General features: G+C 72.7%; 9 protein-coding genes. 7 read left to right on the forward strand and 2 right to left on the reverse strand.

Annotated elements, in window-relative coordinates:
- Positions 1-52: 52 nt before the first annotated feature.
- Positions 53-1420, forward strand: a complete 1368-nt coding sequence (gene cysS, locus FED44_RS23895; protein WP_117408617.1) for a cysteine--tRNA ligase — start codon at positions 53-55, stop codon at positions 1418-1420.
- 310 nt (positions 1421-1730) lie between these two features.
- On the opposite strand, the gene FED44_RS23900 is transcribed toward cysS, so the two are convergent.
- On the reverse strand, positions 1731-2858 hold the full coding sequence (locus tag FED44_RS23900; RefSeq protein WP_138462111.1) for a glycosyltransferase family 4 protein: 1128 nt from the start codon (positions 2856-2858) through the stop codon (positions 1731-1733).
- A gap of 144 nt (positions 2859-3002) precedes the next feature.
- On the opposite strand from FED44_RS23900, the gene FED44_RS23905 reads away from it, so the two are divergent.
- The 5 genes from FED44_RS23905 to FED44_RS23925 all read left to right on the forward strand — a co-directional run bounded on the left by FED44_RS23905 (position 3003) and on the right by FED44_RS23925 (position 10212).
- On the forward strand, positions 3003-3800 hold the full coding sequence (locus tag FED44_RS23905; protein ID WP_117408615.1) for a PIG-L deacetylase family protein: 798 nt from the start codon (positions 3003-3005) through the stop codon (positions 3798-3800).
- Between the two features lie 5 nt (positions 3801-3805).
- Positions 3806-4996, forward strand: a complete 1191-nt coding sequence (locus tag FED44_RS23910; RefSeq protein WP_244302191.1) for a lysylphosphatidylglycerol synthase domain-containing protein — start codon at positions 3806-3808, stop codon at positions 4994-4996.
- Between the two features lie 204 nt (positions 4997-5200).
- On the forward strand, positions 5201-8545 hold the full coding sequence (locus FED44_RS23915) for a BTAD domain-containing putative transcriptional regulator (RefSeq protein WP_138462112.1): 3345 nt from the start codon (positions 5201-5203) through the stop codon (positions 8543-8545).
- Between the two features lie 268 nt (positions 8546-8813).
- Entirely contained in the window at positions 8814-9338 is a 525-nt protein-coding gene (locus tag FED44_RS23920; RefSeq protein ID WP_138462113.1) for a DedA family protein, read from the forward strand.
- Positions 9331-10212 carry a D-alanyl-D-alanine carboxypeptidase family protein gene (locus tag FED44_RS23925; protein WP_138462114.1) on the forward strand — a complete coding sequence of 294 codons (882 nt, stop codon included), beginning with the start codon at positions 9331-9333 and terminating at the stop codon, positions 10210-10212. Before FED44_RS23920 ends, FED44_RS23925 begins: the two co-directional genes overlap by 8 nt.
- A gap of 14 nt (positions 10213-10226) precedes the next feature.
- Here the strand turns inward: FED44_RS23925 and FED44_RS23930 are convergent, their stop codons facing one another.
- Complete coding sequence (locus tag FED44_RS23930) at positions 10227-11054, reverse strand: TrmH family RNA methyltransferase (protein ID WP_138462115.1); 828 nt, start codon at positions 11052-11054, stop codon at positions 10227-10229.
- A 126-nt stretch (positions 11055-11180) separates the two neighbouring features.
- On the opposite strand from FED44_RS23930, the gene FED44_RS23935 reads away from it, so the two are divergent.
- On the forward strand, positions 11181-12977 hold the full coding sequence (locus FED44_RS23935) for a substrate-binding domain-containing protein (protein ID WP_138462116.1): 1797 nt from the start codon (positions 11181-11183) through the stop codon (positions 12975-12977).
- Positions 12978-13052 lie beyond the last annotated feature (75 nt).

The following is a 13052-nucleotide window of genomic DNA, read 5'->3' on the forward strand; positions in this document are numbered from 1 at the left end:
GGTCGGCCCGCACTATCGACAGCGAGCGGATAAGTCGCTTACCCTCGGCTAGGTGGGTCTTCGCCTTTACGATACGCATCACCGCGCCGTCCGCGATTTCGTCCCCCGAATTCCCGGAAAGGTGTCGATTTATCTCTGCGGCCCCACCGTCGTCGTTCCGCCGCATGTGGGACAGCTCAGGTCGCAGGTGAACTTCGATATTCTGCACCGCTGGCTGAAAAGCAGCGGATACGAGGTCCTGCTCTGCCGTAACGTCACCGACATCGAGGACAAGATAATCGGCAGGTCGCTTTCCGAGGGAATTCCCTGGTGGCGGATCACCGATCCCGTGCACCGCGCCTTCGTCCGCGCCTACGCCGCCCTGGGCTGCCTTCCTCCCAGCGTGGAGCCACGGGCGACCGGGCACATCCCCGAGATGGTCGAGATGATCGAGGAACTCGTGGCGGCCGGGCACGCCTACGAGGCCGACGGCAACGTCTATTTCTCGGTCGACTCCTACCCACACTACGGGTCCCTTTCGCGGCAGCAGGCCCGGCATCTCCGGGCGGCCGAGGAACACGAACGCGGAAAACGCGACCCGCGTGATTTCGCGTTGTGGAAGAGCGCCAAGCCCGGCGAGCCGGTTTGGCACTCACCCTGGGGTGAGGGGCGCCCGGGGTGGCATCTGGAATGTTCCGCGATGGCCCGCCGATATCTCGGCACGGAATTCGACATCCACGGCGGCGGAGCCAATCTCATATTCCCGCACCACGAGAACGAGATGGCCCAGTCACGGGCCGCCGGAGACGCGTTCGCGCGATTCTGGCTGCATAACGGACCGGTGACCCAGGGCGGCGAGAAAGTGCGTAAACGCCTGCGCAACCCGCTGGCCCTCCCGGCCCTGCTCGACCGCGTACGGCCGGCCGAACTCCGCTATTACCTGGCGGCCGCCCATTACCGGTCTCCGGTGGAATTCAGCCTCGACGCCCTGGACGAGGCGGCCGCGGCCTACCGGCGCGTCGAGAGGTTCGTGGTGCGGGTGGGCTCCGACGCCGCCGCTCCCCTTCCCTCCCCCCTTCCCGCGCAGTTCAGCGCGGCGATGGACAGCGACCTGAACGTGCCGCAGGCCCTGGCCGCCGTCCACGCGGCGGTGGCCGACGGCAACGCCGCGCTGGCCGCCGGAGACCGCGAGAGGGCGGCGCGGGAATGCCGCTCGGCCCGGGCCATGCTGAATGTCCTCGGCCTGGACCCGCTCAGCGGGAACTGGCACCGGGAAACACATCTGCAGGAAGTCGCGGCGGCCGTGCTGCGGGTGGTTCGCGATCTCGCCTCCGCCAGCTCCCGGCAGGGTGATCACGATCGCGCGCGGGCCATGGAACAGCACATCGAGACGGCGCTCGCTAATCGCCGCCAAATCGAGCACCCCGTCCTTATCAGATAGATCACGAGCCGCCCGCCGGCGAGTGAGCGTTAACATCCCCGGCCCCGGCCCGCGCCAGGCCCTCCGCGGCGGCGGGAGACGCCGGGGTGACCGGACGGCGGATGTTACAAGAACAAGAACTGACGCACGGAGGGTAATCCTGGCCAAATCATGGGAATCATGACGGCACCAGCCGAGCGGACACCGCCGAAAGGAGGGCCGGATGAAGAAGGTGCAGATCGTGCAGCGACCGCGGCCGCCGAGAACGCCAGCCCCGGTCGACCTGCGCACCCCCTCGGGAAGGGTCCTCCCGTTCTGAACGCGGCTTCGGTCAGCCCCTGGCCAGCTCGTAGCAGCGGGCGAAGCCCTCCAGCACCGCGGGCCAGGAACACCTGACCGGCTCGGTCTCCCGGTTGTGCTCGGCGATCGACTGCCGCAGGGCGGAGTCGCGGGTCAGCCGGACGACCGAGGCCACCAGGTCGTCGAAGGTACGGCCCAGCAGGCCCTCCTTGCCGGGACTGACGAAGTCGGCCACGCCGCTCTGCGCCCGTGCCACGACCGGCACCCCGGCCGCGCGGGCCTCCAGCGCGGCCAGCCCGAACGACTCGCGCGGGGCCGGGGCGACGAACACGTCGGCCGCGGCCAGCAACGCCCTGATCTGCTCCCGTGTGTACCTGCCCGGCAGGGACACCCAGCCCATCCGCCGCTCCCGCAGATAACGCTCCATCCGCCCGCGGGCGGGGCCGTCCCCCACGATCGTCGCGCGCATCGCGATGTCCCCCGGCACCCGCGCGCGCGCCGCCTCCAGCAGCTTGAGCAGCCGCAGCGGCTGCTTGCGCGGCGCCAGCCTGCCCACCGCGACCACGTGCACGGCCCCGTCCGCCAAGGCGTCCACCGGCCCGTCAACGGGGCCGTCGACCGGACCGTCCACCGGGCCGGGCCGCCAGGAGGTCACGTCGAGCCCGTTCGAGACGACCTGCACCGGCACGCGCGGACCCGCCACGTCGCGGATGGGCCGGGCGGCGGCCTCGCTGACCGCGCTGACGACCAGCCCCCAGCGCCGCCAGCCGAAGGCGCCCTGCAACGCCCGGTACATCCCCCGGGTGACCGGGTCCCACATGCTGTGCACGGTCGCGACCACCGGGAGCCCGGCCCGCACCGCCGCCCGCACCCCCATCCACGCGAACGGCGAGACGGCCCCGGTGTGGACGTGCGCGACGTCGTACCGCCCGCTCGCCATGATCCGGAGCAGGTGGGCGGTCCCGCGCGGGTGCACCGGCAGGTCGAACGGGAGGTTCGCGACCACCCGGTGTACGCCGGGCAGCGGCTCCCCCGGCGTCGCCGTCACCACCTCCACCTGGTGGCCCGCCTCGCGCTGCGCCCTGACGAGATCCGCGACCTGCACCTCGATGCCTCCGAGCCGCGGCAGGTAGCAGTCGCTGACGTGGAGAATCCTCACCGGGTCAGCCTGACAGAGCACGCGATGCCCATCAAACCGGCCGCTCCCCGGCAGGGGTGGCGTCGCGGGACGCGGACCACGTGGGATCATGGCACGAGGACGACACGTGGTGGAGCACACTATGACAACGTTCCGTGGGGCGCGATGAGCACAGCGGTGTTCTTCCACGCCCATCCCGACGACGAGGCGCTGCTGACGGCCGGAACCATGGCGATGCTGGCCGACGAGGGACACCGGGTGGTGCTCGTCGTCGCGACCGCCGGAGAGCGCGGCCTCGCCGAAATGCCCAGGGGCGAGGAACTGGGCAGAACCAGAATGGACGAGCTGTACCGCTCGGCCGCGGCCCTAGGCTGCGCCCGGGTCGTGCTGCTCGGCTACGGCGACTCCGGCCTGGCGATCGACGGCGGCGTGGCCGACGACCGGCCCGACAACGCGTTCATCGACGCCGACGTCGAGGACGCGGCGCAACGGCTGGCCTCGGTGCTCAAGGAGGAGGCCGCCGACCTGCTCACGATCTACGACCCGGCGGGGGGCTACGGCCACCCCGACCACGTGCAGGTCTACCGGGTCGGCAGCCGGGCCGCCGAGATCGCCGGCACGCCCATCGTGCTGGAGGCGACGGTCGACCGCGACCTGCTGCTCAGGGGCGTACGGCTGGCCGCCAGGTTCTACCCGGCGATCGACGTGCGGAGCTTCGAGCGGGCCTACTCCCCGCGCGATGCGATCACCCACCGGGTCAGCGTACGCAGGTACGCGAAGGCGAAGCGCGCGTCGATGGCGGCCCACGCCAGCCAGGCGACCGGCGGCGACGGCGACCGCACACTGGGCGCCATGCTCAGGATCCCCGGTCCCGCCTACCGCTTCGTCTTCGGCACCGAGTGGTTCGTCCGCCGGGGGCTGCCCAGAGGCACCCGCCTCAGGCATCCGTTCGACTCCCCCTAGGGGACGTGATCCTCCGTGAGGAGGAGCCGGGCGGTCTCGCGGCCCGGCAGACTGAAGGCGACCGGAGACCGGACTGGGGGCATTCGCGGGTGAACAGGAAGTGGCTGCAGATCGCGCTGTCCACGGTGTCGCTCGGGCTCGCCGTGGCCCTGGTGGTCTACCTGCCGCAGATCGTGCACACGCTGACCGGCGCGACCGTGAGCTGGCACGAGATCGGCCTGCGGTTCGGCGGCCTCGGCTGGCAGACCATCGCGCTGATGACCCTGCTCTGGCTGGCCAGCCTGTATGCGTACACGTACGTGATGACCTCCGCCCTGCCCGGCCTCACCCACCCGCAGGCGCTCACGCTCAACGCGGCCGGCAGCGCGGTCAGCAACCTGCTGCCGTTCGGCGGCGCGGCCGGGGTGGCCCTGACGTTCGGCATGACCCGCGGCTGGGGCTTCGCGAACCGGCCGATCGTCGTCTACACGCTGGTCACCGGCATCTGGAACTCGCTGTTCCGGTTCATCCTGCCCGCCGTGGGGATCGCCTGCCTGCTGATCGCGGGCAAGGCCACCAACCCCACCGTCGCCAAGGCGGGCTGGGCCGGCGCGGTCTCGATCCTCGCGCTGGTGGCCGTGGTGGCGGCCGCCCTCTACTGGGACCGCGCCGCCGCCCTGCTCGGCCGTGCGCTCGACCGGCTCGTACGGCTCGCGCCCCGGCGGTTCCGCCCGGCCGAGCACGCGGCGTCGGCGGCCATCGAGCGGCTGCGCAGGGACACGGCCGGGATCATCCACACCCGGTGGGCCGGACTGTCGCTGGGGATGGTCGCGTTCCTGTCGCTGCAGTGCCTCATCATGGCCGCCTGCATGGTCGCCACCGACTCCTACCCGGGGCCGGCCGAGACCGTCGCCGTGTTCGCGCTGAGCCGCGTCCTCACCACCGCCCTCGTCACGCCCAGCGGGGCGGGGATCATGGAGGGCGGCGTCGCCACCCTGCTGATCGGGGCGTTCGGCCAGCCCGCGGGCGGGGCCACCGCCGCGGCCGTGCTGTTCGGCTTCTGGACGTACACGATCGAGATCCCGTGGGGCGGGCTCGCGCTCGGCGGCTGGGCGCTGCTGCGCAGGCGGGAGGCGCGGGCCGTCGGGCCGGACGCCGACCCTGACTCGGACCCGGACGCGGACCCGGCCGCCGTGCGGCACTCCCGCGCTCTCTGAGCCTCTCGCCAGTCCTGCCGCGAGACTCACCCCGATATCGCCCGTGATCACCCGGTTGATCGCCTAATATCGCAGGGCGAGAAGGTGAGGGCGCACGGCTTGGGGAAAGCCTTGTGCCCGCTTCGGGGCGCGCATACGGTGACGCCTGACAGACGCCTGCCATCCCGTCCGCCCTGGCAAACGACAACAGCAGAGGAGCGCCCCATGACTCCCCCGACGAGCCCGGTGACGTTCCGGGTCCTCGGGCCGGTGGGGGCGCACGACGGCGCCGCCGAGCTCGACCTCGGCGGGCTGCGGCAGCGGGCGGTGCTGGCCCGCCTCCTCGCCGCGCGCGGCCAGGTGGTGCCGGTGGACACCCTGCTGTTCGACCTGTGGGACGACGACGCGGCCAAGGGCGCGCAGTCGGGCCTGCAGGTGTACATCTCCCGGCTGCGCCGGGTGCTGGAGCCGAACCGGCCGCGCGGCGGGCCGAACCGGCTGCTCGTGACCGTCGCGTCCGGCTACGCCCTGCGCGCCGCGCCCGAGCAGGTCGACGCGCTGCGCTTCGAGGCCACGGTCCGGTCGGCCGGAGAGCGGCTGGAGGAGAACCCGCAGTCCGCCCGGGCCCGGCTGGAGTCGGCGCTCGCGCTGTGGCAGGGCACGCCGTACTCGGACTTCACCGACCAGTCGTGGGCCGAGGCGGAGGTGGCGCGGCTCAGCGAGCTGCGCCTGGTGGCCAGGGAACGGCACGCCGACGCCGGGCTGCGGATGGGCCTGCACGCCGAGACCGTGCCCGACCTGGAGGCGCTGACCACCGAGCACGCCCTGCGCGAGGAGGGCTGGCGGCTGCTCGCGCTCGGCCTTTACCGGTGCGGGCGCCAGGGCGACGCCCTGGCCGCCCTGCGCAGGGCCCGCACGATCCTGGACGACGAGCTGGGCATCGACCCCGGTCCCGCGCTGCGGAAGCTGGAGTCGGACATCCTCGCCCAGGATCCCGGGCTCGACCTCGTGCTGCCCGCGCCCCGCCGGCCCGTCGAGATCACCGCGACCTGGCCGCCGCGCCCGGTCGCGACCGGGGACGCGCCGCCGCTGGAGCCCGAGCCGTTCGTCGGGCGCGACGCCGAGCTGGCCGCGCTCGCCTCCGCCGTGCCCCGCGCGCAGGCGGGCCGGTTCACCGTCGCCGTGATCAGCGGCGACCCCGGCGCGGGCAAGACGACGCTCGTACGGCGGCTGTTCGAGCGGCTGGAGCAGGAGGGCTGGATAGGGGCGACCGGCGGCTGCCCCGACAGCACGGCGACCCCACCGGGCTGGGCCTGGGTGGAGGTGCTGCGCGCCCTCATCTCCCGCAGGGGCGCGGGCGAGTACGCCGCGCTGCTCGCGCCGCTGCTGGACGACGCCGCCCCGGACACGGGCGACGACGAGACGTCGGGGGGCTTCCGGCTGCACCGGGCGGTCGGCGGCTACCTGTCCGCGGTCGCCAGGGAGGCTCCGCTGCTGATCCTCCTGGAGGACCTGCACTGGGCCGACGACCAGACGCTCGCGCTGCTGCGCGCGCTGCCGAGCCTGCTCGCCGCCAGCCGGGTGCTGGTCGTGGTGACCTGCCGCGACGGCGAGCTGAACGACCAGCAGCAGGACGTGCTGGCCGCGCTCGCCCGGCTCGACCCGGTGCGGGTCGGCCTCGGCGGCCTGGACGACGCGGCGGTGGCGGAACTGGTCCGGGCGACCTGCGTGCGCGAGGTGGACGAGGAGGTCGTCAGCACGATCGTCGAGCGGGCCGGGGGCAACCCGTTCTTCGTGAAGGAGACGGCCCGCCTGTTCGAGGCCGAGGCGGACATCTCCGAGGTGCCCTCGGGCGTGCGCGACGTGTTGCGGCGGCGGATCGCCCGGCTCCCCGAGCGGGCCCAGCAGGTGCTGCTCCAGGCCGCGGTGATCGGCCGCGACGTCGACGTGGACGTGCTCGTCGACGTCTCGGGCGACGAGGACGCGGTGGTGGACGCGGTCGAGGCGGCGCTGCTCGCCGGCCTCGTGACCGAGCCCGGCCCCGGGAAGCTCAGGTTCGACCACGACCTGGTCAGGGACACGTTCTACTCCGACGCCTCCCGGCTGCGCCGGTCGCGGCTGCACGCGGCGGTCGCCTCCGTCATCGAGCAGCGCAGCCCGAACGACGTCGCCGCGCTGGCCCACCACTACGACGCGGCGGGCACGGTGGAGACGGCCGCCAAGGCGGTGCGGTACGCCGGCCTCGCGGCCGAGCAGGCCGAGCGGAGGTTCGCCCACCGGGAGGCGGCCACCCTGTGGCAGCAGGCCATCGCCGCCTTCGACCGGGCGCACGCGGGCCGCGGACCCGTACGGAACCGGCTGGAGTTACAGCTGCGCATGATCAGGGCGCTGGCGCTGTGCGGCGACATGACCGCCGCCCGCGCGCACCGGGGAGAGGCGATGGCGGTCGCGCTGCCGTTCGGCGACCTGGAGCTGACCGCCCGCGTCGCGGCGGCCCTCGCGGTGCCGCACAAGGGCATCGCCCGTGACTTCACCCGCACGGCCTGGGAGATCGTCGACGTCACCGAGAAGGCCCTGGTCGAGCTGCCGGCGGGAGAGCAGTCGCTGCGGGCCAGCCTGCTCGCCACGCTCGCCCTCGAACTGGAGGGGTCGGCGACCGAGCGCGGCTACCAGGCGTCGCTGGAGGCCGAGGAGCTGGCCAGGTCGAGCGGCGACCCCGCGCTGCTCGCGATGGCGCTGAGCGGCCGGCTGCGGCAGTCGTACACGCTGACGCAGGTCGACGAGCGGGAGACGATCGGCCGCGAACTGCTGCGGGTCGGCGCGGAGTCGGGTCAGATCGCCGTGCAGACGCTGGCGCATCTCGTGCTGCTGGAGTGCGCGGCGGCGCGGGGCGCCTTCGCCGAGGCCGACGAGCACCTCGCGCAGGCCGAGCGGCTCGGACGGCGTTACGACCTGCCCGCCCCCGCCGCCGTCGGCGCGTGGTACGCCGGGCAGCGGCTCATGATCACCGGCGACTACGCGGGGGCCGAGCGCGCCTACCGCAACGCGGCCCGGCTGACCGCGCGGGCGGGCATGCTCGAAGGCCGCCAGGACCTGCCGCTGATCGCCACGTTCTGCCTGCACCTGGTGGACGGGCGGGCCGCGGAGATGGTCGATCCGCTGAGCGAGGCCCATCAGCGCGGCGCCAAGTGGACGCTCGACGCCTACGCCGTGGCGCTCGCCGCCGCGGGCCACGACCGGGACGCCCGGGTGGTGGCCGCGAGCCGGGAGCCGGTCCGCACCGACTTCCTCTACGAGCTGACGCTCATCTGGCGCGCGCTCGCGGGGATGCTGCTCGACGACGAGGGCCGGATGCGGGAGGCGTACGAGAAGCTAGCGCCCTTCCACGACCGCATCGCCGGGGCGGGCACGGGGGTGGTCGCCCTCTGGCCGGTGGCCAAGACCCTCGGGGACCTCGCCGTACGGCTCGGCCTGCCGTCCCGGGAGCACTACGAGAAGGCGCTGGCCGTGGCCGAGCGGGTGGGTGTGCCGCGCTGGGTCGCCGAGGCCGGCGCGGCGCTCGGCGGATGAGTCCAGGCCCGCGCCGGAACTGTGGACCGGAACTGTCCGGCCAGAACTGTGGAGGCGAGTTCGCGAAGGCCCCTGTCGGTGGTGGGCGCGTTCCCCGGCCGCGTCACACCGCACAACTTCGCGAACCCGTCGCCTCGTTGTTTTCGTCACTCTCAGGTGTACGGAGGGTGGATTGACCGTGAGTTGCCATCTGCTTGCAGACGTGGCGTTCGGTGACGCTAAGGTGAGGCTTGCCTGATGACTCCCCCCGGACCGGTGGTGAGAGCACGTGCGAATCCCTGACCCCACGGCGGCCTCGGTGTTCGGCCTGCCCCTGTGGCTGGTCGTCGCGGTCGGCGCGGTCGCCCTGTTCGGCGCGTTCCAGGCGTACTACTGGATCGGCCGCAGGCTCGGCGACGCCCTCTACCGCTCCCGGGTGGGCCGCAGGATCGGCCGGGAGCGCATCGAGCGCGTGGAGGGCGTGGTGCGCCGGTGGGGCGCGCTCGCCGTGTACGGCTGCTTCTGGGTGCCCGGTCTCCGGCACACCCTGCCGTGGGTGGCCGGCGCGCTGCGGGTGGACTACCGCTGGTATCTGGTGGCGAGCGCCCTCGGCTGCCTGACCTGGGTGCCGGTGACCTCCTTCGGTCTCTACTCGCTCCTGTGGGCCTGGCTGTCGCTCGCCGCCCGGTCCCCGGCGCTGGCCGCCGCGGCCGTGCTCGCCGCGGCCGTCGTGGTCGCGCTGCTCCTGCGCCGCCGCAGGAACCGGCCCGGCGCCCCCGCCCCCGAAGCCGTGCGATCATGTCGGGATGCGTAACGGGGTACTCATCGCGCTGACCGCCGCCGCCCTCGTCACGGCAGGGGCCGCCGCGGCGCCCGCGGACGCCCGCCCGGTGTCCGCGGCACACTCTGGGACAGCACACGCGGCGCGGTCCGCGGCGCCGTCGGTGACGGCCCGCGAGGCCTATCTGGTCGACGTCACGACGGGAACGATCCAGTTCGCCAAGCGCGAGACGCGGCGGGTGCCGGTCGCGAGCCTCACCAAGGTCATGACCGCGTACGTCGTGCGCCGCCGGGCCCGGCTGGACGACGTGGTGACGATCACCAAGGCCGACGTTAAGCACGCGCTGGCCGGCGGCGCCTCGGCGGCGGGGCTCCGGGCGGGCGAGCGGCTCACCGTGCGCGACCTGCTCTACGCGCTCATGCTGCCCTCCGGCGCGGACGCCGCGCACGCCCTGGCCGAGCGGTACGGCCCCGGGACGGCGAAGTTCGTGGCGCAGATGAACGACACGGCGAAGCGTCTCGGGCTGCGCGACACCCGTTACGCCAACCCCGACGGGCTGCCTTCCAAGGGCTACTCCACCGCCCGCGACCAGGCGACGCTGGCCGTGGCCGCGCTGGGGGACCCGGTGATCGCGACCGTCGCCCGGAGCCCCAAGCGTGCGGTGACGAAGTCGCGCCTCCACCGGGCGCACGTGTGGCGCAACACCAACGAACTGCTGAAGGACGGCGCGGTGGGGCTGAAGACCGGCTACACCCGCCAGGCCGGATACTGCCTGTCGTTCGCCGTCACCCGCGACGATCGCACGTACGTCGGGGTGCTGCTGGGCGAGCGCAGCGAACGGGCGCGCTACACCACCGCGCGCAGGCTCCTCGACTGGATCGACGAGCAGGGGCTCGCACTCCCCTGAGTAAGCCCCCTGAGTCAGCCCCCTGAATCGGCTCCTGGGCGGCCTCGGAGCAGGCCGTGGCAGGCGACGGCCGCGGCGGCGACCACGTTGAGCGAGTCGACGCCGAGGTCCATCGCCCGGGGGCTCATCGGGATGCAGACGGGCTGGTCGGCCTCGTGCAGCCAGTGGGACGACAGCCCGTCGCCCTCGGACCCGAGCATGAGGGCGACCCGGCCGGACAGCGGGGCCTCGTCCAGCGGCACGGCCGACTGGTCCGGCGTGAGCGCCAGCAGGCGGAACCCGGCCGCCCTGACCTCCGCCAGCCCGCCGTGCCAGTCGGTCATCCGGGCGTACGGGATGGCGAAGACCGCGCCCATCGACACCTTGACGGCCCTGCGGTAGAGGGGGTCGGCGCAGCGCGGCGACAGCACGATCGCGCCGACGCCGAGCGCCGCCGCGCAGCGGAAGATCGCCCCCACGTTGCCGTGGTCGACCAGGTCCTCCAGGACGAGGATCCGCTCCGCGTCCGACAGGAGGGCGCCGACGGAGGGCAGTTCCGTCCGTTCCATGGCGGCGAGCGCGCCACGGTGCACCGGGAAGCCGGTCACCCCCTCCATCACCTCGTCGGAGACCAGGTAGATGGTGGTCCCGCCGACGACGTCGGCGAGCGCGTCGAGCCACTTGGCCGTGGTGAGCACCGAGCGCACCGGATGGCCGGCCCCGATCGCGCGCCTGATCACCTTCTCGCCCTCGGCGACGAACAGCCCGCGCTCGCTCTCCACGCTCCTGCGCAGGTCGACGTCGCGCAACCGCACGTAATCCGCCAGACGGGCGTCGGCGGCGTCCTCGACCGGGATGACCACCGGCCCAGGGTACGCCGTTCGCGAACCATGCCAGACGGAACCATGCTCAGACGGAGAAACGGCCGTAACACCATGCTTCGCCCTGCCAGTATCGTCCCCTAAGAAATTGTAGAGAAAGGGGGCACCGTGGGCGGACGGCACCGCACAGACGAGCTCGATGGCGGCTTCGAACCCCCGTACGAACCTCCGTACGAGCCCCCGCCGCGGCGGCGGGCCGGGCGGGGCTCGGTGCTCGTCCCCCTGGCCGGGGCGGTCGCCCTGGCCGTGCTCCTCGGCGTCGCGGCGTACGTGGTGGTGAACAAGAGCCCGGGTTGCGCCGGCGAGAAGGTGTCGCTGTCCGTCGTGGCCTCACCCGACATCCAGCCGGCCATCAAGAAGATCGCCTCCAGGTTCGGCCAGGCGGGCAAATCCGTGGACGGCAGGTGCGTCGCCGTGACGGTCAAGGCCGCGCAGTCCGCCGACGTCGCCAACGGGCTGGCCGGCACCGGACCCACCAGCGGCAAGCTCGACCCCGACCTGTGGATCCCCGACTCCAGCCTCTGGCTGACCGGCCTGAAGAGCGCGCCCAAGCCCGCGGCGAACGCCGCCAGCACCCCCGTCGTGCTGGCCGCTTCCAGGGCCGGCGCGGACAAGCTGCAGTCGGCCTTCAGCCCGAGCTGGACCGGCCTGATGAGCGCCGCGAACGCCGCCAACCCCGACGGCCTGGCGAAGAAGGTGCGCGTGCTCGCGCTCGACCCCACCCAGAACGCCGCCGGTCTCGGCGCGCTGCTGGCCGGGGCCGCCGTGCTCAACCAGGGAGGCGGGAGCGAGGAGACGCTCGTCGGCGTGCTGCGCAGGCTCTCGGAGTCGACCGTGCCGTCGCCCGACAGCCTGTTCGCCACGCTGACCAAGGCCGCGGCCCGCATTCCCGTCGGCGTGACCTCCGAGCAGGCCGTCTGGTCGTACAACACGACGACGACCCCCTCGAACCCGGCGGTCGCGCTCTATCCGGCCGAGGGCACGGTCAGCCTGGACTACCCGCTGATCGTCACGGCCCGGGACGCCGCGGCGCGCAAGGCCGCGCAGGCCTTCGCCGCCGAGGTCTCCTCGCCCAGCGGCAGGAAGACCGTCCAGGACTACGGTTTCCGCACACCGGACGGCAAGGGCGGCAGCCTGCTCAAGCCGGACAACGGCGTCAGCGCCAAGAAACCGGCCACGATCCCGCTGCCGGACGCGGCGGCCGTCACCCGCCTCTCCCAGGCCTGGCACCAGATCAAGCTCGGCACCAAGCTGCTCGCGCTGATGGACATCTCCGGCACCATGGCGCTGCCCGCCGACAAGAGCGGCATCACCCGGATGCGCGCGATCACCGACATCAGCGTCGAGGGCCTGAAGCTGTTCCCCGACAAGGCCGAGATCGGCATCTGGGCGTTCTCCGACAACCTGCAGGGCAAGGGCGTCGACTGGAAGCCCGTCGTGCACATCGGGCCGCTGGCCCAGCAGATCAACGGTGTGACCCGCCGTGACGTGATCACGAAGGCGCTGCAGAGCGCGCAGGCCATCCCCACCGGGAACACCGGCCTGAACGACACGCTCTGGGCCGCCTACCAGAAGATGACCAAGGAGTACGAGCCCGACAAGGTCAACACGATCCTGCTTTTCACCGACGGCGTCGGCAACGACGACCCGAACGGCGGCATCTCCAACACCGAGATCCTGCGGAAGCTGAAGGGCGCCTTCGATCCCAAGCGGCCGGTCAGCCTCCTGATCATCTCCTACAACACGCAGAAGGACGAGGACCGGACGCAGATGACCTCCATCGCCAAGGCCACGGGCGGCGCCGCGTTCTTCCCGCAGACGGTGCTGGAGATCCGCAACATCTTCCTCAAGGGCATCGCGCGCCGCCTCTGCGCGCCCGACTGCGGGGACGGCGGGCAGCGGTGACCTCCTGATTCACAAGGGCCGCATCAGTCTCTGTTTTCGCAGGTCATGCCGGTTGGGCATGATTTCGGGCACGGC

Source organism: Microbispora triticiradicis (genome assembly GCF_005864065.1).
Classification (GTDB): Bacteria; Actinomycetota; Actinomycetes; order Streptosporangiales; family Streptosporangiaceae; genus Microbispora; species Microbispora triticiradicis.

What these genes read in the sequence shown, in the direction of transcription:
- FED44_RS23905 (WP_117408615.1), top strand. Translation starts at nt 3,003, where the DNA reads ATGAGCACAGCGGTGTTCTTCCACGCCCATCCCGACGACGAGGCGCTG.
- FED44_RS23925 (WP_138462114.1), top strand. Translation starts at nt 9,331, where the DNA reads ATGCGTAACGGGGTACTCATCGCGCTGACCGCCGCCGCCCTCGTCACG.
- FED44_RS23915 (WP_138462112.1), top strand. Translation starts at nt 5,201, where the DNA reads ATGACTCCCCCGACGAGCCCGGTGACGTTCCGGGTCCTCGGGCCGGTG.